General features: G+C 70.6%; 18 protein-coding genes. 3 read left to right on the top strand and 15 right to left on the bottom strand.

Translation table 11 applies throughout. The features are described from left to right. Nucleotide 1 precedes the first annotated feature (1 nt). The 7 genes from OHA03_RS28105 to OHA03_RS28075 form a co-directional block, all read right to left on the bottom strand. Nucleotides 2–871: a trans-aconitate 2-methyltransferase gene (locus OHA03_RS28105; protein WP_267006519.1), complete on the bottom strand. Its 870-nt coding sequence runs from the start codon at nucleotides 869–871 to the stop codon at nucleotides 2–4. Nucleotides 872–1,003: 132 nt separating this feature from the next. Next, nucleotides 1,004–2,458, bottom strand: coding sequence for an L-fucose/L-arabinose isomerase family protein (locus OHA03_RS28100; protein ID WP_267006518.1), 1,455 nt, complete (start codon nucleotides 2,456–2,458; stop codon nucleotides 1,004–1,006). Beyond that, complete coding sequence (locus OHA03_RS28095; protein ID WP_267006517.1) at nucleotides 2,455–2,784, bottom strand: L-rhamnose mutarotase; 330 nt, start codon at nucleotides 2,782–2,784, stop codon at nucleotides 2,455–2,457. The genes OHA03_RS28100 and OHA03_RS28095 overlap by 4 nt, the downstream gene beginning before the upstream one ends. Before the next feature lie 16 nt (nucleotides 2,785–2,800). Beyond that, nucleotides 2,801–3,889, bottom strand: a complete 1,089-nt coding sequence (gene rhaS, locus OHA03_RS28090) for a rhamnose ABC transporter substrate-binding protein (protein WP_267006516.1) — start codon at nucleotides 3,887–3,889, stop codon at nucleotides 2,801–2,803. A gap of 46 nt (nucleotides 3,890–3,935) precedes the next feature. Then, the gene (locus tag OHA03_RS28085; protein WP_267006515.1) at nucleotides 3,936–4,922 is read right to left on the bottom strand and encodes an ABC transporter permease; all 987 of its coding nucleotides are present in this window, start codon (nucleotides 4,920–4,922) and stop codon (nucleotides 3,936–3,938) included. After that, a complete protein-coding gene (locus tag OHA03_RS28080) occupies nucleotides 4,919–5,956 on the bottom strand; it encodes an ABC transporter permease (protein WP_267006514.1) in 1,038 nt (345 codons plus the stop codon). Before OHA03_RS28080 ends, OHA03_RS28085 begins: the two co-directional genes overlap by 4 nt. 70 nt (nucleotides 5,957–6,026) lie before the next feature. Beyond that, complete coding sequence (locus OHA03_RS28075; protein WP_267006513.1) at nucleotides 6,027–7,556, bottom strand: sugar ABC transporter ATP-binding protein; 1,530 nt, start codon at nucleotides 7,554–7,556, stop codon at nucleotides 6,027–6,029. A gap of 210 nt (nucleotides 7,557–7,766) precedes the next feature. Between OHA03_RS28075 and rhaI the strand changes: the two genes are divergently transcribed. The 3 genes from rhaI to OHA03_RS28060 all read left to right on the top strand — a co-directional run bounded on the left by rhaI (nucleotide 7,767) and on the right by OHA03_RS28060 (nucleotide 12,731). Continuing rightward, nucleotides 7,767–8,936: an L-rhamnose isomerase gene (rhaI, locus tag OHA03_RS28070; RefSeq protein WP_267006512.1), complete on the top strand. Its 1,170-nt coding sequence runs from the start codon at nucleotides 7,767–7,769 to the stop codon at nucleotides 8,934–8,936. 84 nt (nucleotides 8,937–9,020) lie between these two features. Continuing rightward, nucleotides 9,021–11,066 (top strand): bifunctional aldolase/short-chain dehydrogenase, encoded by a 2,046-nt coding sequence (locus OHA03_RS28065; protein ID WP_267006511.1) that lies wholly within the window; start codon nucleotides 9,021–9,023, stop codon nucleotides 11,064–11,066. 132 nt (nucleotides 11,067–11,198) lie between these two features. Then, nucleotides 11,199–12,731: a rhamnulokinase family protein gene (locus OHA03_RS28060; RefSeq protein ID WP_267006510.1), complete on the top strand. Its 1,533-nt coding sequence runs from the start codon at nucleotides 11,199–11,201 to the stop codon at nucleotides 12,729–12,731. A 331-nt stretch (nucleotides 12,732–13,062) separates the two neighbouring features. Here the strand turns inward: OHA03_RS28060 and OHA03_RS28055 are convergent, their stop codons facing one another. The 8 genes from OHA03_RS28055 to OHA03_RS28020 form a co-directional block, all read right to left on the bottom strand. Continuing rightward, nucleotides 13,063–13,899 (bottom strand): SDR family oxidoreductase, encoded by an 837-nt coding sequence (locus OHA03_RS28055; protein ID WP_267006509.1) that lies wholly within the window; start codon nucleotides 13,897–13,899, stop codon nucleotides 13,063–13,065. Nucleotides 13,900–14,003: 104 nt separating this feature from the next. Next, the gene (locus OHA03_RS28050) at nucleotides 14,004–15,242 is read right to left on the bottom strand and encodes a cytochrome P450 (protein WP_267006508.1); all 1,239 of its coding nucleotides are present in this window, start codon (nucleotides 15,240–15,242) and stop codon (nucleotides 14,004–14,006) included. A 75-nt stretch (nucleotides 15,243–15,317) separates the two neighbouring features. Continuing rightward, complete coding sequence (locus OHA03_RS28045; RefSeq protein ID WP_267006507.1) at nucleotides 15,318–16,712, bottom strand: NAD(P)/FAD-dependent oxidoreductase; 1,395 nt, start codon at nucleotides 16,710–16,712, stop codon at nucleotides 15,318–15,320. After that, on the bottom strand, nucleotides 16,702–16,947 hold the full coding sequence (locus OHA03_RS28040) for a ferredoxin (protein ID WP_267008191.1): 246 nt from the start codon (nucleotides 16,945–16,947) through the stop codon (nucleotides 16,702–16,704). The genes OHA03_RS28045 and OHA03_RS28040 overlap by 11 nt, the downstream gene beginning before the upstream one ends. Nucleotides 16,948–17,119: 172 nt before the next feature. Next, nucleotides 17,120–17,797 (bottom strand): hypothetical protein, encoded by a 678-nt coding sequence (locus OHA03_RS28035; protein WP_267006506.1) that lies wholly within the window; start codon nucleotides 17,795–17,797, stop codon nucleotides 17,120–17,122. 328 nt (nucleotides 17,798–18,125) lie between these two features. Next, a complete protein-coding gene (locus tag OHA03_RS28030) occupies nucleotides 18,126–18,596 on the bottom strand; it encodes a zf-HC2 domain-containing protein (RefSeq protein WP_267006505.1) in 471 nt (156 codons plus the stop codon). Between the two features lie 316 nt (nucleotides 18,597–18,912). Then, nucleotides 18,913–19,731: an ABC transporter permease gene (locus OHA03_RS28025; RefSeq protein WP_267006504.1), complete on the bottom strand. Its 819-nt coding sequence runs from the start codon at nucleotides 19,729–19,731 to the stop codon at nucleotides 18,913–18,915. Beyond that, nucleotides 19,728–20,666: an ATP-binding cassette domain-containing protein gene (locus tag OHA03_RS28020; RefSeq protein ID WP_267006503.1), complete on the bottom strand. Its 939-nt coding sequence runs from the start codon at nucleotides 20,664–20,666 to the stop codon at nucleotides 19,728–19,730. Before OHA03_RS28020 ends, OHA03_RS28025 begins: the two co-directional genes overlap by 4 nt. Between the last annotated feature and the right edge of the window lie 101 nt (nucleotides 20,667–20,767).

Genomic DNA, 20,767 nt, shown 5'->3' with positions numbered 1-20,767 from the left:
ATCAGCTCTGCGGCCGGGTGTCAGGCGCTCCTGGCATGGCTTCCTGGGGTCTCCATCCCCAGGTCGTGATCATTCCGGGCGACAGCGCAGCGCATTCGGGCGAGTCGAGATACCGGATCGCCGCGTCGACCGTCGCGTCGTCCACCAGTCCGGTGGCCAGGATCTCCTCCCTCGCCCGGTCCCAGCTGCGGGCCCAGAAGCGGCTGATGGGGCTCCCGGGGACCAGAGGCGGTACCTGGATCTCGGCGGCGACGGAGGCGAGCCCCGCGGCGCGGAGCAGATGTGGATACTCGGGGACCCAGGAGACGTCGGTGCCGATCGTGTCCCGCAGCCCTTGCCACATGGCCTGCACGACCCGGGTGTACGGCGTCATGGGCGCAGTCGCGGTGGTCAGGTCGACGGCGTCGCTGAGGACCAGCACCCCGCCGGGAGCCAGGAGTTCACCCAGTGCGGCGATCAGGCGGTGCCGTGAAGGCAGGTGCATCAGGACGAATCGGGCATGGACCAGCTGGAATCGGCCGGGGTCGAAACCCGGGGCGCTGATGTCCGCCTCCAGGACACCGAGCCCGGGGAAGGGGTGGGCGGTGAGGAAACGTACGTCGCGGTCGACCGCGAGCACGGTCGCGACACCCGCCTCGTGCAACAGTCGCCGGGCGACGGTTCCGGTGCCGGCTCCTACGTCGAGGCAGTTCCAGCCCGGCCCGGCCCCCAGGCTCCGCAGCCGGGCCATCGTGGTGTCATCGTAGGCGAGCGCGCCGAGGTCGATGCGGTCGTCCTCCCCCGGCTGCTCGGGCCGGAACACCGCCTCGCCGTAGTGGCCCGCTGTGGACGGCCCCGGCGGCTGTCCGCCGGGCCGGGCGTGTGCGCACATGTGTCAGCCACCGCCTCTGTGCCTCGGAGGGCATCGTGCGAGCGGCATGGTGCCCCTGGGGTGACGGTCACCGCCCGCGGCGCGTACTTGTCCATTATGAGCGGAGTGCTCCGCGCCTTCCTGGCGTGGGTGTCATCGGCCGCTGACTTCCACCAGCTCCAGAGCGGCGAGGTCCGCCAGCGCCCGGAGTTCGGGCAGCAGCCGGCCGGTGGCCAGCGCCCAGTGGTGGCCGACTCCGCTCGCACTCCAGGCGTCGGTCCACTCCCCCGGGTCGGCCCCGAAGTCCACCCTCGACGTGGTGTTGCCGATCTGGAGCAGCGGACCTGCGACGACCTCGCCCTCGGAGGCGATCAGCCGGTAGCGGCCGTCGCGGGACTGGCCGAGCCCGACGAGGGTGACCGGGCCGTGCTTGACGTCGAACTCGACCGAGACGCCCCAGCCGCGCTTGCCGTGGTAGACACCCAGGCCCCGCAACAGCGGCTTCCGCTCGCTGATGGCGAGGTGTCCCGGGCCGTCATGGCCCATCTCCACCACGCCGTCAAGGAAGTTGAGCGCCTGCAGCTCGGTGAACGAACCGCCCGCCCCCAGCCGGTCCGCGACCAGCATGGCGAGCGAGGTGCGCAGTTCGTACTCGCCGCACGTGGGCACGCCACGCGCGGTCAGCAGGGAGGAGCCGAGGATCATGCCCGCACCCAGCCGCTCGTGGATCTCGCCGTCGAGGCCGCGGTGGTAGTACGCCAGGGAGTCCAGGTCGAAGTCCTCGACGAGCCGGTCGAGTCCGACGGACACCCGCGCGGCCCAGACCAGGTCGTCCTGGACAACGGATTCGGCCAGCTCGAACACCTCGCCGACCTCGGCGAGTTTGGCCTCGACCTCCTCTTCCCCGGCCTTCTCGACACGCACCCGCAGGTCGTCGAACTCCAGGACCTCGACGTGACCGCCCAGGTTGCCGGCGACCATGGTCAGGTCGGTGGACACGTCGTACATGCCCGGGTAGAGGTGACCCATCAGCCCGTGCCGTCCATGGCGCAGGACCGACCGTACGCCCGCGGCCCGGATCCACCGCCCGATGCGCTGCCAGGCGCGCTCGTCCTCCAGGTGTCCCGAGACGGAGCGGAAGGGAACTCCCGCGCGCTCGAAGGCGCCGGCCATTTCGGGGAGCGGGCAGGCACCGCAGTAGGCGAGCCAGGCGCCCGTGTCGAAGGACGCGTGGTCCATGGCCTCCGTGGGCTGGAGGTTGATCAGGAGTACGGGGGCGCCGCTGCGCTGGGCAATGGGCACCAGCATCGTGGCGGTCATATAGGTGGTGAGGAAGCCGACGATCAGGTCGCAGCCCTCGGCCCTGAGTTTCTCGGCCGCGGCGGCCCCCTCCTGGGCGTCGGAGATGAAGCCCACGTCCACGACGTCCGCGTCGAACTCCCGCATCCGCTCGGTGACGCGGTCGGCGGAGCGCCGCAGCTGCGGGAGGAGATCGGGGAACTGGGGCCAGTAGGCGCCGAGTCCGCCCGCGACGAGCCCGATCTTCGGCCTGCGTGCGGTGGCGGGAGTCCTTGCGGTCACGGTCGATACCCTCCTGTGCCGGGTCATTGCGGTCGATCGAGGTGGAAGACTTCGGTGAGCGGCTTCATCGCCTCGTCCGGCTTGGCGCCGTCCAGGGCTTCGAAGAAGCCCGCCATGTCGGCCTGCCAGCGGGTGTTGACGTCCGTGGCGGCCATGGCGGCCTGCGCAGCCGCGAAGTCCTCGGTCTCCAGGTAGCCGACGAGCAGGCCGTCCTCCCGGAGAAAGAGCGAGTAGTTGTGCCAGCCGGCGGCGGAGAGCGCCGCGAGCATCTCGGGCCATACGGCCGCGTGACGCTCGCGGTACTCCCCCAACCGCTCCTGCCGGACCTTCAGCAGAAAGCAGACGCGCTGCATCGAACGATCCCGGAACTCAGAAGTCGAAGTCGTCGATGTTGTTCTTGTCGAAGACGGTCGGCGGGCCGAGGATGACCTCGCCGTCCTTGCCGATGGTGTACTCGCCGAGGTCACCGGCCTTGAACTTCTCGCCCTCCGCACCGGTGATCTGGCCCGAGGCGAGAGCGGCGGCCGCGTACGAGCCGAGGTAGCCGAGCTTCTTGGGGTCCCACAGGGAGAACTGCTCGACCGTGCCGTCCTTGACGTACTTGCGCATCTGGTTCGGCGTGCCCAGACCGTTGATGACGACCTTGCCCTTGTAGCTGGAGTCGCTGATGTAGCGCGAGGCGGCGGCGATGCCGACGGTGGTGGGCGAGATGATGCCCTTCAGCTTCGGGTAGGCCTTGAGCAGACCCTGGGTCTCCTGGAAGGACTTCTGGTCGTCGTCGTCCCCGTAGGCGACCTTGACCAGCTTCAGGCCCTTGTACTCGGGCTTCTTCAGCTCGTCCTTCATGAACCCGATCCAGGTGTTCTGGTTCGTCGCGTTCTGGGTGGCCGAGAGGATCGCGATCTCGCCCTTGTAGTCGAGCTGCTTGGCGAGGTGCTGGACCTGGCTGCGGCCGATCTCCTCGGAGCTGGCCTGGTTGATGAACAGCTGGCGGCAGTCCTTGGCGGTGTCGGAGTCGTAGGCGACGACCTTGATGTCCTGCTTCATGGCCTGCTTGAGCGGGCCGCAGACCGCGTTGGGGTCGTTGGCGGCGATGAGGATCGCGTCCTGGCGCTGCTGGATGAGGGTGTTGATGTACGAGACCTGGGAGGAGGCCTTTGCGTCGGAGGGTCCGACCTCCTTGCCCGAGCCGCCGAACTCCTTGGCCGCGCCGATCCCCGCGTCGTCGACGATCTTCTCGTACGGGTTGTTGATCTGCTTCGGCAGAAAGGCGAGCTTGAGGCCCTTCTTCAGCGGCGCATTCGGGTCGGCCTCGGCGCTGCTCGCCGCCTCCTTCGCGTCGTTCTTGGTGTCGTTCTTGGTGGTGCCCGAGCAGCCGGCCAGCGTGACGGCGAGGACACAGGCCGCAGCGGTGGTGGTGAGCATGGCACGGCGGCGCGTGCGGGAGTGCGCAGACATGGTGACGTCCCTTTCGGAGGGCAGGAGTTGAGGGAGGGAAGGGGAGCTAGGCGGAGGCGGTCGCGGCGCGCCGGTGGCGGCGCTCGGAGACGGCGGCGACGACCCGCGGGGTGAGGACGGAGGCCACGAGCAGCAGGCCGGTGACGATGACCTGGATCTCGTTGGACACGTCGTTGAGGGTGAGGAGGTTGTTCAGCAGGCCGATCAGCAGCACACCGGCGACCGCGCCGCCGAGGGTGCCCCGCCCGCCGTCGAAGTCGACGCCGCCGAGCAGCACCGAGGCGATGACGACCAGTTCGAGTCCGACCCCGTTGTCGGCGCGGGCACTGCCGTACCGCAGGGTGAAGACGATCCCGGCGAAGGAGGCCACGAAGCCCGCGAGGACGAACAGCACCAGTTTGATGCGCTTGACCCGGATGCCCGCGAAGTAGGCCGCGTCCTCCTGCGCGCCGATCGCGTACAGCGACCTCCCGAAGGCCGTGCAGTGCAGGACGACGGCGGTGATGACGGCCAGGACGCCGAACAGGGCGACGGGGTACGGAATGAAGGTGCCCGGCACGGTCTGCGTATAGGTGGCCCACTGGGAGTACGTCTCGGGGAAGTCGGCGACCGCCTTGTCCCCGAGAACGACGGAGGCCAGACCCCGGTAGAGAGTGAGCGTGCCGATGGTGACGGCGAGCGAGGGCAGCCCGACACGGGTGACGAGCCACCCGTTGAGGAGGCCGCCGAGCGCGCCGACGAGCAGGCACAGGGGCACGATCGTCTCGAAGGCCCAGCCGGCCTCCCACAGCGAGCCGGCGAGCGCGCTGGAGAGTCCGAGCATGGAGGCCACGGAGAGGTCGACCTGTCCCGCGACGACGAGCAGGGTCATCGGCAGGGCGATCAGGGCGATTTCGGCGGTGTCGTCGAGGGCGGCGGAAAGGTTGGCGGTGTCCGCGAAGCCCTCCGTCGTACCGGATCCGACGAGGAAGACGGCGATCAGGAGCACGCCGACGACGGTGTCCCAGCGCAGGTATTTGACGAGGGTGTTCATCGTCGGCTCCTTTTCCTCAGCGCGCTGGTGGTGCGCAGGTTCACGATGCGGTCCGTGGTGATGGCCGCGAGCAGCAGCACACCGGTGATTGCCTGCTGCCAGAAGGAGTCCACCTTCAGGACGACGAGGGCGCTGCCCATCGTGGTGAGCAGCAGCGCGCCGAGCGCCGCGCCCCAGACCGTGCCGACGCCGCCGGTGATGGCGATGCCGCCGACGACGACCGAGCTGACGACGGTCAGTTCCCAGCCGTTCGCGGCGTCGGCGACGACCGTGCCGAAGCGGGCGAGCCACAGCGCACCGGCAAGGCCGGCGACGGCGCCGGAGAAGGCGTACGCGGCGAGCACGCGGCGGCGGATGGGGATACCGGCCAGGCGGGCGGCCTCGGGGTTGGACCCGATCGCGTACAGCTCCCGGCCGCTGCGGTAGGTCCGCAGGTAGTAGGCGGTGCCGACCAGGACGGCGGCGGAGATCAGCGGCAGATACGGGATGCCGAGGACACTGTCGCTGCCGAGGCCGAGCACGTCGTCGGGGACGTCGGCGGCGTTGATCTGTTCGCCGTGCGCCCAGGCATGGTCGATGCCCTGGATGACGTAGAGCATGCCGAGGGTGACGACCAGCGCGGGCACCCGGCCGAAGCTGACCAGCAGCCCGCTGACCAGGCCGCACAGGACGCCGAGTCCGATGCCGAGCAGGACGACGGTCAGCGCACTGTGGTCCGTGCCCGAGACGAAGCTGCCGCAGGCGAAGGCGGTGAGCCCGACCACGGAGCCGACGGACAGGTCGATGTTGCGGGTGATGACGACGACGGACTGGCCGACGGCGAGCAGGACGAGGATCGAGGAGTTGAGGAGCAGGTCCTTGATGCCCTGGTCGTCCAGGAAGGACGGGTTGGCTATCCAGGTGCCGAGGATCAGCACGACGAGCGCGCCGCCTATGCTCAACTCACGGGCACGGAAGACCAGATCGATGAGCGAGCGCGCGGATCGGCGGTCCGCCTCCGGCGCGGCCGGCGGAGATTCGAGGGTGGCCGTCACGCCGCTGTCCTTTCGTGTGTGTCGTGCGAGCCGCCATGTCGGCGGCGCCCGCTGAGGCCTGGCTCGACTGTCATGCCGCCTTCTCCTTGCCGGTGGGGCGACCCGTGGCCGCGGCCATGACCGTCTCCTCGGTGGCCTCCTCACGGGGGATCTCCGCCACCAGTCGGCCCTCGTGCATGACCAGCACACGGTCGGCCATGCCGAGCACCTCGGGCAGGTCGGAGGAGACCATCAGCACGGCGAGGCCTTCGGCGGCGAGCGAGGACAGCAGCCGGTGGACCTCGGCCTTGGTGCCGACGTCGATGCCGCGCGTGGGCTCGTCGACGATGAGCACGGCCGGGTCGGTGGCCAGCCACTTGGCGAGGACGACCTTCTGCTGGTTGCCGCCGGACAGCACCCCGACCGTGTCGGAGAGCTTGTTGTACTTGAGCTGGAGCTTCACCGCCCAGTCGGCGGCCCGCCCGCGCTCCAGGGTGCGGCGCACCATCCCGCCGCTGCCCAGACTTCCGAGCCCGGTGAGGCCGATGTTGCGCTCGATGGACATCTCCATGACGAGCCCGCGCTGGCGCCGGTCCTCCGGTACGAGTGCAACTCCGGCGTCCATGGCGGCAGTCGGTGAACCCGCCCGCAGCGGCGTGCCGTTCACGTACACCTCGCCCGCGTCCGCCTTGTCCACGCCGAAGACGGCCTGTACGACCTCGGAGCGGCCCGCGCCGACCAGCCCGGCGAGCGCCACGATCTCGCCGCGCCGCACCTCGAACGAGACGTCCCGGAAGACGCCTTCGCGGGTGAGCCGCCGCACCGACAGGGCGGTCTCGCCGACGGTCGTGGCCTGCTTGGGGTAGAGCTCGTCGAGGTCGCGGCCGACCATGCGGCGTACGAGGTCGTCCTCGGTGAGACCGTCCAGGAGCTCGGAGGCGACCCAGCGGCCGTCGCGCAGCGTCGTCACGCGCTGGCAGAGCCCGAAAATCTCCTCGAGGCGGTGCGAGATGAACAGAACGGCGGCGCCGGAGGCGCGCAGCGTCTTGACGACCGAGAAGAGACGGGCGGTCTCGCCGCCGGTGAGGGCGGCGGTGGGCTCGTCCATGATCAGGACGCGGGCGTCGAAGGAGAGCGCCTTGGCGATCTCGACGATCTGCTGGTCGGCGATGGACAGCCCACGGGCGAGCCGTTCGGGGTCGAGGTCGACGCCGAGCCGGGCCATCAGGGCGGCCGTCGCCTCGCGCACAGCCCTGCGGTCGATCCGGCCGAGTGAGGCGCGCGGCTGACGGCCCATGAAGATGTTCTCGGCGATCGACAGGTCGGGGAAGAGCGTGGGCTCCTGGTAGATGACTGCGATGCCGGCGTCGCGGGCGTCGGCCGGGCCGTTGAAGACGACCGGCCTCCCGTCGAGCAGCACCTGGCCGGAGTCCGGCCGGTGCACCCCGGCCAGCGTCTTGATGAGCGTAGACTTGCCCGCACCGTTCTCCCCCGCGAGCGCGTGGACCTCGCCCGGGAGCAGTTGCAGGGAGACGTCCTGCAGGGCCCGTACGGCACCGAAGGACTTGGACACGTCCGTCAGGGCCAGGACGGGGGCCGGGCCCGTGTCGGGCTGGTTCATGGATGCTCCGTGGAAGGTACGCCTCGAAGGCGCCGTGAAAGGTTTCAACTAAGTTTCACGGAAGCTAGACGCGCAACACCCACGCCGTCAATGGGTCAGCCCATGAAACCTCTGAACCGACTCAATCCCTTGACATGCCCGCTAGGTGGTCATAGCTTCACCTCGATGAAACGATTCACCCATCTGCTCGGCCCCCGGGAGCGCTGATCCATGACTGCCGTATCCGCTGTGAAGGCGGCCCTCAAGACCCAGGCCATCGAGACGCCGTCATGGGCGTACGGCAATTCCGGCACGCGCTTCAAGGTGTTCGCGCAGCCCGGAGTGCCGCGCACCCCGCGGGAGAAGCTGGACGACGCGGCGCGCGTCCACCAGCACACCGGCGTCGCCCCGACCGTCGCCCTGCACATCCCCTGGGACAAGGTCGAGGGCTCCGATGGTTACGCGGACCTCGCCAAGTACGCGCAGGGGCTCGGACTTCGGCTCGGCGCGATCAACTCCAACGTCTTCCAGGACGACGACTACAAGCTGGGCTCGGTCACCAACCCCGACCCGGCCGTCCGCCGCAAGGCCCTGGGGCACCTGCTGGAGTGCGTCGACATCATGGATGCGACCGGCTCGCGCGACCTCAAACTGTGGTTCTCCGACGGCACCAACTACCCCGGCCAGGACGACATTCGGGCCCGTCAGGACCGGCTGGCCGAGGCCCTGGCCGCGGTGTACGAGCGGCTGGGCGAGCACCAGCGGATGCTGCTGGAGTACAAGTTCTTCGAGCCCGCCTTCTACGCGACCGACGTCCCCGACTGGGGCACCGCGTACGCGCACTGCCTGAAGCTCGGCCCCAAGGCGCAGGTCGTGGTGGACACCGGCCACCACGCGCCCGGCACCAACATCGAGTTCATCGTCGCGCTGCTGCTGCGCGAGGGGAGGCTCGGCGCGTTCGACTTCAACTCCCGCTTCTACGCGGACGACGACCTGATGGTCGGCGCGGCCGACCCCTTCCAGCTGTTCCGCATCATGTACGAGGTGATCCGCGGCGGCGGCTTCACACCCGACGTGGCCTTCATGCTCGACCAGTGCCACAACATCGAGGCGAAGATCCCGGCCATCATCCGCTCCGTGATGAACGTCCAGGAGGCGACGGCGAAGGCGCTGCTCGTGGACGGTGAGGCGCTCGGCGCTGCGCAGCGCTCCGGGGACGTGCTGGCTGCGAACGCCGTCCTGATGGACGCGTACAACACGGATGTCCGGCCACTGCTGGCCGAGGTGCGCGAGGAGCTGGACCTCGACCCGGACCCGATCGCGGCGTACCGACGTTCCGGCTGGGCGGAGAAGATCGTCGCCGAGCGGGTCGGCGGCACCCAGGCGGGCTGGGGGGCGTAGCGCCTCGCGCGGCGCAGCCCGGCGATGCGAGCCCGCCGCACCCCATCGGCAGGAAGCCATGACGAAACTCGAAGGAAGCAAGTGATGACAGACGCACCTCACGAGCGCGTGGCGGAGCTGCTCGCTCGATCCCACCGACTGGGCGCGGATGCCCGCAACACCAACTACGCGGGTGGCAACACCTCCGCGAAGGGCACCGCCACCGATCCCGTGACCGGCGGCGACATCGAGCTGATGTGGGTCAAGGGTTCGGGCGGCGACCTGGGCACGCTCAGGGCCGACGGGCTCGCCGCGCTGCGGCTGGACCGGCTGCGCGCGCTGACCGGGGTGTACCCGGGCGTGGACCGCGAGGACGAGATGGTCGCGGCCTTCGACTACTGCCTGCATGGCAAGGGGGGCGCCGCGCCGTCCATCGACACCGCGATGCACGGCCTCGTCGAGGCCGCCCACGTCGACCATCTCCACCCCGACTCCGGCATCGCGCTCGCCTGCGCCGCCGACGGCGAGGCGCTGACCAAGGAGTGCTTCGGCAACCAGGTCGTGTGGGTGCCGTGGCGCCGCCCCGGCTTCCAGCTCGGCCTGGACATCGCGGCCGTCAAAGCCGCCCGCCCCGAGGCCATCGGCTGCGTACTCGGCGGCCACGGCATCACCGCCTGGGGCGCGTCCTCCGAGGAGTGCGAGAGCAACTCCCTGCACATCATCCGCACCGCGGAGGCGTTCCTCGCCGAGCGCGGCAGGGCAGAACCCTTCGGGTCGGTACTCGACGGGTACGGGGCGCCGGCCGAAGCCGAGCGCCGGGCCCGCTCCGCCGCGCTCGCCCCCGTCGTCCGTGGTCTGGCCTCCACCGACCGCCCGCAGGTGGGCCACTTCACCGACTCCGATGTCGTACTGGACTTCCTGGCGCGCACCGAACACCCGCGGCTCGCCGCGCTCGGTACCTCCTGCCCCGACCACTTCCTGCGGACGAAGGTCCGTCCACTGGTCCTCGACCTGCCGGCCGGTGTCCCGCTGGATGAGGCGGTCGCGCGGCTGAAGGAGTTGCACGCCGCCTATCGCGAGGACTACCGCGCGTACTACGAGCGGCACGCCGACGCCGACTCCCCCGCCATGCGCGGCGCGGACCCGGCCATCGTCCTCGTCCCGGGCGTCGGCATGTTCAGTTTCGGCAAGGACAAGCAGACCGCGCGTGTGGCGGGCGAGTTCTACGTCAATGCGATCAACGTGATGCGCGGGGCCGAGGCCGTCTCCTCGTACGCGCCCATCGAGGAGTCCGAGAAGTTCCGCATCGAGTACTGGGAGCTGGAGGAGGCCAAGCTCCGCCGGATGCCGCCGCCCAAGCCGCTGGCGACCCGGGTCGCGCTGGTGACGGGGGCCGGGTCCGGCATCGGCAAGGCCATCGCGCATCGGCTGGTCGCCGAGGGCGCGTGCGTGGTGGTCGCCGACCTCGACGCGGACAGCGCTGCTGCGGTGGCCGAGGAGCTGGGCGGGCCCGACAAGGCGGTCGCGGTGACCGTGGACGTCACTTCCGAGGAGCAGATCGCCGCCGCCTTCGACGCCGCGTCGCTCGCCTTCGGCGGCGTCGACCTGGTGGTCAACAACGCGGGGATCTCCATCTCCAAGCCGCTGCTGGAGACCACGGCGAAGGACTGGGACCTCCAGCACGACATCATGGCCCGCGGGTCCTTCCTCGTCTCCCGCGAGGCGGCGCGGGTGATGACCGCGCAGGGCATCGGCGGCGACATCGTCTACATCGCCTCCAAGAACGGCGTGTTCGCGGGCCCGAACAACATCGCGTACGGAGCGACCAAGGCCGACCAGGCCCACCAGGTCCGGCTGCTGGCCGCCGAGCTGGGCGAGCACGGCATCCGGGTCAATGGCATCAACCCCGATGGGGTGGTGCGCGGTTCCGGCATCTTCGCCGGCGGCTGGGGGGCGAAGCGGGCGGCCGTGTACGGCGTGGAGGAGGAGAAGCTGGGCGAGTTCTACGCCCAGCGGACCCTGCTGAAGAGGGAGGTGCTTCCTGAGCATGTCGCCAACGCCGTGTTCGCCCTGACCGGCGGGGACCTGAGTCATACGACGGGGCTCCATGTGCCGGTTGACGCGGGGGTCGCGGCGGCGTTCCTGCGGTAGCGCTCGCGCGTGCGGTGCGATGCGGGCGGCCCTGCGGCGCCGTCCGTGGAGAGTCGTTCCGCCGGCGCGGGCAGGCGTGATGCCCGCACCACAACCCGGCTCGTACGAACCCTCACGAAGGACTGACAAGACGTGGCACCGACCGATCCTCGCCCCTTCGCCGCCGTCGACCTGGGCGCGTCCAGCGGCCGCGTGATGGTGGGCCGGGTGGGAGCCGGAACGCTCGACCTGACGGAAGTGCACCGCTTCCCCAACACTCCCGTACGGGTCGGCTCCACCCTGCACTGGGACATCCTCGCCCTGTACCGCGGCGTGCTGGAAGGTCTGCGGGCCGCAGGCCGGTTCGCGGGCGGCCCCCCGGCGAGCGTGGGGATCGATTCCTGGGCCGTGGACTACGGCCTTCTCGACGCGGACGGCGCACTCATCGGCAACCCCGTGCACTACCGGGACGGCCGTACGGAGAGCGCCACCGCGAAGGTCGCCGGGGCGCTGCCGCCCACCGCTCTGTACGCGGCCACCGGGCTGCAGTACCTCCCCTTCAACACCGTCTATCAGCTGGTCGCCGCCCAGGGCACACCTGCCCTGGGCGCGGCCCGCAGGCTGCTGATGATCCCGGACCTCGTCTCGTACTGGCTGACGGGCGAGGTCGGCACCGAGCTGACCAACGCCTCCACCACCCAGCTGATCGACCCGCGCACCCGCGACTGGGCCCGGCCCGTCGCCGACACCCTCGGGATCGACCTCTCGCTCTTCGCGCCCCTGCGCCGGCCCGGCGACCGGGCAGGGCAGTTGCTGCCCGAGGCGCTGGCCGAGACGGGGTTCGAGGGGCACGTGCCCGTGACCGTCGTCGGGTCGCACGACACCGCGTCCGCCGTGGCGGGGGTGCCCGCGCGCGGCGACCGCTTCGCGTACATCGCCACCGGCACGTGGTCGCTGGCCGGGCTCGAACTGGATGCGCCCGTCCTCACCGAGGACAGCCGCCGCGCCAACTTCACCAACGAGCTGGGCGTGGACGGCACCGTCCGCTACCTGCGCAACATCATGGGCCTGTGGCTGCTCCAGGAGTGCCTGCGGGCCTGGGAGTCTCAGGGCCGGACGTACGAGCTGGGCGAACTGCTGCGCCGCGCCGCCGAGTCCGCTCCCCTTCGCTCGGTCGTGGACGCGGGCGATCCGGAGTTCATCGCGCCGGGCCGGATGCCGGAGCGGATCGCCGAGGCCTGCCGCCGCACCGGCCAGCCTGTGCCGCGCGACGAGGCCGAGACCACCCGCTGCGTGCTGGACTCCCTGGCCCTGGCCCACCGCCGCGCGCTCATGGACGCCCAGCGGCTTTCCGGCCGTACGGTCGAGGCCGTGCACATCGTCGGCGGCGGCGCCCACAACGACCTGCTGTGCCGGCTGACGGCGGACGCGTGCGGGCTCCCCGTGGTGGCCGGCCCGGCCGAGGCCGCGGCGCTCGGCAACGTCCTGGTGCAGGCCCGTACGGCGGGCGCGGTGGCCGGTGGCCTGTCCGACCTGCGCCAACTGCTGTGCGAAACGCAGGACCTGCGGCGCCATGCACCCACGGGTGATCGCAGAACCTGGGAGCGGGCCGAGGCCCGCATCGCGGACGGCCGGCAGACCCACCGGCAGAACGCGGCCGACAAGGACGAACAGCCGCGCGGCTAGCCCTTTTCGTCACCTGTGTTCACGACACGCTCTTCCCCCGCCGCCGCCCCGCACCCGCACCCGACGCGTACGGGCTCAAGGCGATCGACATCGAGAACACCTACGAGTTCATCGCCCGGAGCGACTGTCAGTCACCTCCGTCACCGCCGGCTTCCCCGGCTGACCGGGATTCCAACAGTCGCTGGGGTGCCCGGACTTCGGGTGCCCCACCGGCATGTCGCTCGACAGGTCCGCCGTCGGTCCGCGCGCCTGCGGCCGGGCCCCACCACATCGCCGCACAGCGTGGGCCGGCGCTTCACCACTCCGCATCCGGGCCGGCCGGTGTCGGCGGCTACGTGCTGCTCCGCGGGTTCGTACGCGCCAGAACGTCGCGTACGGCGTCCGTGGGCACGCCGGAGCCGGCCCGGCCGGCCGCTCGCACCCTCGTTCCGCCGTCGACGAGCAGGTCCGTGCCGGTGACCCAGTCCGCCTCGTCGGAGACCAGCCACAGCACCGCACGCGCCACGTCCTCCGGCTCGCCGATCCGGGCCAGCGGCAGGCTCTGGGCGATCCTCTCCTCGTCCCGCTCCCACACGAATCGCGCCATCTCGGTGCGCACCAGCCCCGGCGAGACGGCGTTGACCCGTACGCCGGGCGCCAGCTCACCGGCGAGCTGGCGGGTCAGGTGCAGCAGGGCCGCCTTGCTCGTGCCGTACGCGCCGACCTGCGGCCCCACGCCGTGTGTGCCCTCGGTGCAGATGTTGACGACTGCGCCGCCGTGCTCGCGCATCCATGCCCGCCAGGCGAGCTGGATCAGGCGCAGCGGCGCCTCCACGTTCACGGCAAAGGCATCGCGCCAGACCTCGGGCTCGGCCTCCATCAACGGGCCGAACGGGGCATTGGTCCCTGCGTTGTTGACGAGGACGTCGAGCCGGCCGAACTCCCGCACAGCGAGATCCGTGCACGCCGCCAGGTGCACGGGATCCCCGACCGAACCGGCGCAGCCGACCGCCGTGACGCCGGTGGCCGCGAGCCGTTCCACGGCCACCTCCACTCCCGCGGGGTCGCGTGCGGTGATGCAGACCATCGCTCCCGCCTCGCCCAGGGCCTGCGCCGCGGCGAGGCCGATTCCCCGGGAGGCGCCGGTGACCAGGGCCGCCCTTCCGTCGAGTGCCGGTGATGACGTCATCTCCGTACCGTCTCATGACGGACCGTCAAAAAGGAGCGCACGTAGGTGCGAACTGCTCACTCCCAGGACCCACCGTGTACCGCTGTCGACGCGTCGATTCGGCCCTACTGGGGGCGCAGGCCGTCGAACGTGATGTTCAGATGGCGGGGGCCGCGCAGGACCGCGTTCTGCCGGTAAGGGGGCGGGTCCTCCACCAGACGGGGGTTGTCGAGCCTGCGGGCCAGCTCGGTCAGGGCGAGCTGTGCCTCCAGCCGGGCGAGCGGTGCGCCGAAGCAACTGTGGATGCCACTGCCGAAGCCGAGGTGCTGGATGTCCGGGCGGTCCGGGTCGAACCGCTCGGGGTCCTTGAAGCGCTCCGGGTCCCGGTTTCCGGCTGCCAGGACGAGCCAGATCGACGAGCCCTTGGGGATGGTCACCCCACGGACCTCGATGTCCGCGATGCACGTGCGCTGCGGCACCAACTGCACCGGCGGCTCGTAACGCAGCAGTTCCTCGACAATGTTGACGGCGAGGCGCGGGTCGTCCCGGAGCCGCTCCAGGACCTCCGGGTGGCGCAGCAGGGTGAGCATCCCGTTGGTGATCAGGTTGACCGTCGTCTCGTGGCCGGCGATCAGCAGCAGGGCAGCGGTGCTGAGCACCTCCATCGTCGTCATCGGGCCGTCCGGTCCATGGCTGGTCACCAGCTCGGAGAGCATGTCGTCACCGGGTGTCTTGCGGCGCTCCTCGACCAGCCCGGCCAGATACATGCCCAGCTGCATCCTGGCCTCGTGCGTGACGCGGTTCCGCTGGGTGGGGTCGTCGCCCGGAACCGGGTCCAGGCCGGCGGCGATCGTGTCCGCCCACGAGTGGAAGCGCGCCTCGTCCTCCCGCGGCACCCCCAGCAGCCGGCAGATCACGGTCACGGGAAAGGGGTACGAGAACTGGTCGACCACATCGATCCGGTCCGTGTCCCCGAAGCCGGCGATCAGGCCGGAGACGATCCCGGCGAGCTCGCCACGCATGTCGTGGACACGTCGGGGGCTGTGCGGCGGGCCGAACGGACGGTTGGTCATCCGACGCAGCCGGTCGTGCTCCGGAGGGTCGAGCCGCAGGAAGCTGGGCGGCAGAGCCGTCTCCTCCTCCCGCTCGGTCAACTCGTCGCCCTGCGCGGTGAGATTGGAGGCGTCGGAGCTGATCCGCGGGTCGTGGAGCAGACTCTGGATGTCCCAGTACGTGCTGATGACGAATGGGCCGCCGTCTTCTTCCTGCAACACCGGGGTCTTGCGGAGTTCCGCGTACAGCGGATACGGGTCGGCGCGGTTGGCGTAATCGGTGATCCGGCGCAGGAGCGGGGCTTGCGTCATGGCGGGTCCTTGGGGCGTGGGAGCAGGTGGGGCCGTTCCGGCCTCGGGCAGCGGGCTGTAGGGCCGCGCCGGTGGTCAGGGATGGGCCGGCTTGAAGACCAGCCGTCGGTCGGCCGGCGAGTATCCGCTGAGGGTGACGGTCGGCCCGTGGGTGGGCAGCGAGGGGTCCGGGAAGTCGGCCGGGACGGGCTGCCTGCCCTCGGGACGGCGGTCCACGGTCAGGAACGCCGGCGGGAACGGCGCGGCCGTCTCGATCAGCCCCTGGTAGAACTGCAGCCACCGTGCATTGTCGAAGGTGACCGCACCGATGACGCGGCCCTGATAGCCGTACGCACCGGTGAAGCGGCGCTCGGCGAGCGACCCCTGCGTAATGAGGATCTCCTCGCCCATGGACGGGACACCGACCGACTTGATGTTCACCCCGAACTGGGACGACCAGAAGGCCGGTACCCACATGTGCGGGCGGCGGTCCGTGCTGGAGCTGATCATGTTGTGCGCCGCCACCTCGGCCTGTGTGACGGCGTTGCCCCAGTGTTCGAGGGAGAGGAACTGGTAGCCGAAGAGCGGATGTGGGGACCGCGCCACATCACCGGCGACGAAGACGTCGTCGGTCACGATGCCCCGGAAGTCGAAGGCCCGGCATCCCGCGTCGCAGGCGATCCCGCGGGGTCCCGCGCCGAGCCCGGATCCGGCCAGCCATTCGGTGTTGCGGGTCGCGCCGAGCGAGACGACCACCACGTCCGTCTCGACGGTGCTGCCGTCGGACAGATGAGCGGCGCGCACCCGCCCCACCGAGTCGCCCTCTAGGCCGGTGACCATGACGCCGGTGCGCAGGTCCACCCCGTTCTCGCGGTGCAGCTCCGCGGCCACCGCACCGACCACCCCTCCCAGCGCACCCACCAGGGGCGCGTCGGCGCGCTCCGCCACGGTGACCGGGAGATCACGCGTGCGGCAGGCGGACGCGATCTCCGAGCCGGTGAAGCCGGCGCCGATCACGAACACCCTGCGGGGCGAGGCCATCAGCCGCCGCTGCAGCCCGGCCGCGTCGTCGCGCGTCCGCAGGACGAAGACGCCGTCCAGCTCGGCCTCCGCCTGGCGCGGCCACGGCCTGGCCCGTACACCGGTCGCGATGAGCAGCCGGTCGTACTCCACCTCGTCGCCGTCGGCCAGCAGCACCCGCTTGGCCGCCATGTCCAGCCCGGTCGCCGCCACACCGAGCCGCCACTTCGCATCCACCGATCGGCGCCGGGGCAGCTCGGTATGGGCCGGCGACGCCTTGCCCAGCAGCACCGACTTGGAGAGCGGCGGCCGGTCGTACGGCTCGTACGGCTCGTCACCGATCATGGTGAGCGAGCCCTCGAAGCCCTCGTCGCGGAGCGTCTCGGCCGCCCGCAGGCCGGCCAGCGAGGCGCCCACGATCACAATCCGGCCCTCGCGCCTGAGCCACGTCAAGAATGCGTCAGCGGCCATGGGACTCCTCCTCGCCCGGCGCGGCCGTCATCTCTCCCGGTGCGTCCAGCGCGTCGGCCAGAATGGCCTGGACGGGGCACGCCGCGACGGCGCGCGCCACGTTCTCGCGCTGCTCCTCGTCGACCCGTGGGTTGTAGGTGAGCGCCTCTTCGCCGTGCATGGCGAAGACATCGGGCGCGAGGAACGCGCATTGCGCGTATCCCTGACATTTATTGAGATCGACGACAAGCCTCATCGACGCTCCGCCCCTTCCGGCAGCCTGGTCCGGCACCGTCCGCGCTTTCTCGGCGGCGCCCGGACGGCGGGTCTTCTCCCCCATGCCAGCATCGAAGGACCGGTGGGTTCGGCGCTCGCCCGGGCGAGCCGAAGGAGTGAGCGTGCCCGGAACTGCGGGGCCGCAGCCGCGGTCAGGCCGCCTTCGCTCCATCGGGCCCGGGGGCGCGGCCGACCACGAGAATGTAGATGCTGACGATCAGTGACCAGAGCGGGAAGACCAGCTCGGACCAGGCGATGGCGGCCGCCACGAAAAGGAGCGTCAGGGCGACGAGGAGGCCCAGCAGGGTGAGCCACCGGGAGAAGATCCCGAGGCGGTACCCCAAGATCGACGTCGTGAGCGTGAACACCGCGGCCATCCGCATCGCGTAGTCCGTCAGCAGCGTGTACGCGAAGTGGCGGCCGAAGTCCCAGGACGGCAGCCCCGGGTCGTTCCCGGAAGGGGTCCCGACGGACAGCACGCCCGCCGCGGCCGCGGCCGCCCCGAACATCGAAGCCACGAAGATCAGACCGCTGCCCAGGAAGACGGTGGCGACGAACTTGTCCTCCGCTTCCCCGACGTGCGCGCGCAGCACGCCCACGAACCACAGAAAGAAGATGCCGGCGAAGGGGACGAGCGCGAGCGCCGTCTTCACCGCGTTCCGGCGTGAGGAGTCGTCGAACCCTCGGACCGTGACCGCGTCGGCCCCTTCGGGGATCGCCAGCCGGACCAGGATGATGGCGGCTGCGAGCAGCACCGCGAAGACGACCCCGGCCAGTCCTGCCGCCCGCGGAGTCTGCAGCGCCCGCCCCTTCGTCCGCTGTGTCGCCATGAGCGGTCGCTTCCTCTCCCGGGGGACCCTGGGACCAGCAAGCAGCCGGCTGTGCGGTCGCGCCACCGGGAGGCGGCCGAACGGCAGTCCGCCGTACCCGTCGAGAGAGGGGAGCGGTGGGCAACATGTATACGGGTCGGCCGTACGGAACACTTCCCCGGCCGGAGACGGCGACGGCCACTCCTGCGGCCCCACGGAACGTCCCCGGCCTCGCTCGTCGCCGTGCTCGTGCTGCCTGGCGCCCGGGCCCGGCTCGGACCCGGCACCGCGGCACTCACCGCCTCGGCTGTTCCCCGCGGCCCGGACGGGGGTGTCGATCACCCCTGCCTCAGCCGGACGCGGCCGGCCACGGTGTGACCACCGGGCGGAGAGACTGAGGCGTGGCCCGCCCTTCCGCCCCGTCTGCCGTTGCCCGGGGGCCCGGGGCGTTTCTGCCTGCTCGCTCGACCGGCTCGCCTGACGCCCGCATCCTGCTCAGCAACTGGGTGAGCGTGAGCGGCGTACCCAATATCGCGCGGGCCGGACGACGCCGGCGGAGCAGCTGACGTGAGGTGTCGCAGCTCTCGGCCGGGGCGGGCACGTACCTCTGCTGCCGTCGCCCGATGTCCCGGGCCAGAGCGTCGCGGAGCAGGGGCAGGTGTGCGGATACCGCTGCGAGGCAGTCGTGCTCGTCCCGGCAGGCGGGGCAGGTGGTCAGGTGGGCGCTGACCCGAGCGGCTTCCTCGGGGGCGAGGGCGTTGAGTGCGTATCCGGCGAGCAGCTCACGGATGGTGCGGCATTCCTGGGGCGAGGTGAACATGATGGTTCCTCTCCGTGCTGGGAGGGTCCGCGCGGTCGGCGCGGCCACGGGGTTCAGGCGCGGGCGTCATCCTGGTATCGCTCGGTGACGTCCACGGCGGACGTTGTCTGTTCTCGGTGCTGTTCCTGAGGGGCGAGGGTCGCCTTCGCTGTGCGCACGAGCCCGATGGGGTTCGGCTACCGGCTCGTGCTCCGGCGAGGAACAGCAGCATGGTGATCCCGGCGGTTCGGCCATGGACCGGGGATGCGGTGGGCGGGCTCCGTCCGCAGCGGGTCGGTCAGGCCGCAGGGTCCCGCAACGGCTTCCGCGGTGACGCTCAGGCGTCTCGTCGCTTGAGGAGCCAGGCGGCGATGCCCAGGAGGGCGGCTGCGTATCCGGCGAACAGTGACAGCCCTGTCCAGGGGGCCATCGCGGGATCGGGGACGACGGAGAGCATGGCTTGCCCGGCATTGCTGGGCAGGTAGGGGTTGACGTGCTGAGCCCAGTCGGCCGGAAGCAGGGCTCCCAGTCCGGGCAGGATGAGCAGGATGCCCACCAGTGTGGCAATGGCTCCCGCAGAGCTGCGGATGATGGCGCCCAGGGCGACGCCGAACAGTCCGACGACGGTGAGGTAGAGGGCGGTACCGAAGACCACACGAGTGACGCCGGGGTCGGAGAGCTGTGTGGACAGGTGAGCGTGAGCGGAGGACAGGACGGCCTGGCCACCGAAGAACGCTGCGAAGGAGGCCGCAGTCATCAGGATGAGGACGGCGCCGGTGAAGACGGCTGTCTTGGCCGCCAGCATGGGCAGCCGCCTGGGGACGGCCGTGAGGGTGGCGCGGATCATTCCGGTGGAGTACTCGCCCGTGAACATCAGGACGCCGAGGACACCGACGGCCAACTGCGCGGGCCGGTACATGCTCAGGCTGACCTCGGCTCCGTTGAAGTGCGCCAGTTCCCGCGCGCTGAGGTCGCCTGCCCGCAGGTGAGTGACCAGCATGCCCAGCCCGACCATCGCGGCCACGGCGGTCAGCAGGGTGATCGACGTGGAACGCACGGTGCGCAGCTTGATCCATTCGGACCTGAGGACCCGGAGCAGGGTCACCTTGCCGGGGCGCGCTGTCGCGCCGAGCGGGCGCGTGAGGATCGTGGTCATGACGCGCTCCTCGCTGCGACCGGTTCGCCGGCGGTGGTGGAGCGGTACTCGACCGCGTCCCGGGTCAGTTCCATGAATGCCTCCTCCAGGGAGATCCGCTGGGGAGCGAGTTCGAGAAGGGTGAGCCCGTGGTCGGCGGCGGTGCAGCCGATCTGGTCACTCGTCAGGCCGACAACATCCAAGGTGTAAGGCGCGCAGGCGGTGATGGTGACGTCCGGACCCGCCAGCAGACCTTTCAAGCGGTCGATGTCCGGGCAGCGCACGCGCACGACGGTGCGGGCCGCGCTGCGGGTGAATTCCTCGACCGAGGTGTCGGCGATGAGCCGGCCGCGGCCGATGACGACAAGGTGTTCGGCGGTGAGCGCCATCTCACTCATCAGATGCGACGAGACGAACACCGTTCGCCCCTCCCCCGCCAGGCTCTTGAGAAGATTCCGGATCCACCGGATGCCCTCCGGATCGAGGCCGTTGACCGGCTCGTCGAGGATGACAGTGGCGGGGTCGCCGAGAAGCGCGCTGGCGATGCCGAGGCGCTGGCCCATGCCCAGGGAGAAACCGCCGGCCCTTTTGTTGGCGACCTCGCGCAGGCCGACGAGGTCGATGACCTCGTTCACGCGCCGACGGGGGATGCCCGTCGTGGCGGCCAGGGCCAGCAAGTGGTGGTAGGCGGTGCGGCCGCTGTGGGTGGCGCGGGCCTCCAGCATCGCCCCGACCTGGTGCAGGGGAGCTTCGTGGAGGGCATACGGGCGGCCGTTGACGGTGACATGCCCGGCGGTGGGGGCGTCCAGGCCGAGGATCAGCCGCATGGTGGTGGATTTGCCGGCCCCGTTGGGACCCAGGAACCCCGTCACGATGCCGGGGCGGACCGTGAAGGACAAATCCTCGACGGCTGTCTTGCTGCCGTACCTCTTGGTCAGGCAGTGGGCTTCGATCATTGCGAAACCTCCGTTCACCACCTCACTCTCGCCCGTGACCGGCCCCTCGCACATCGTCCCCGTGCAGCGATTCCCGGGTACCACGTCCGCGGTACCGGGTA

The sequence above is a fragment of the Streptomyces sp. NBC_00154 genome (assembly GCF_026342835.1).
Lineage (GTDB): Bacteria > Actinomycetota > Actinomycetes > Streptomycetales > Streptomycetaceae > Streptomyces.
Note: the sequence above shows the minus strand (reverse complement) of the source record. Positions and strands in the feature narration are given on the sequence as shown.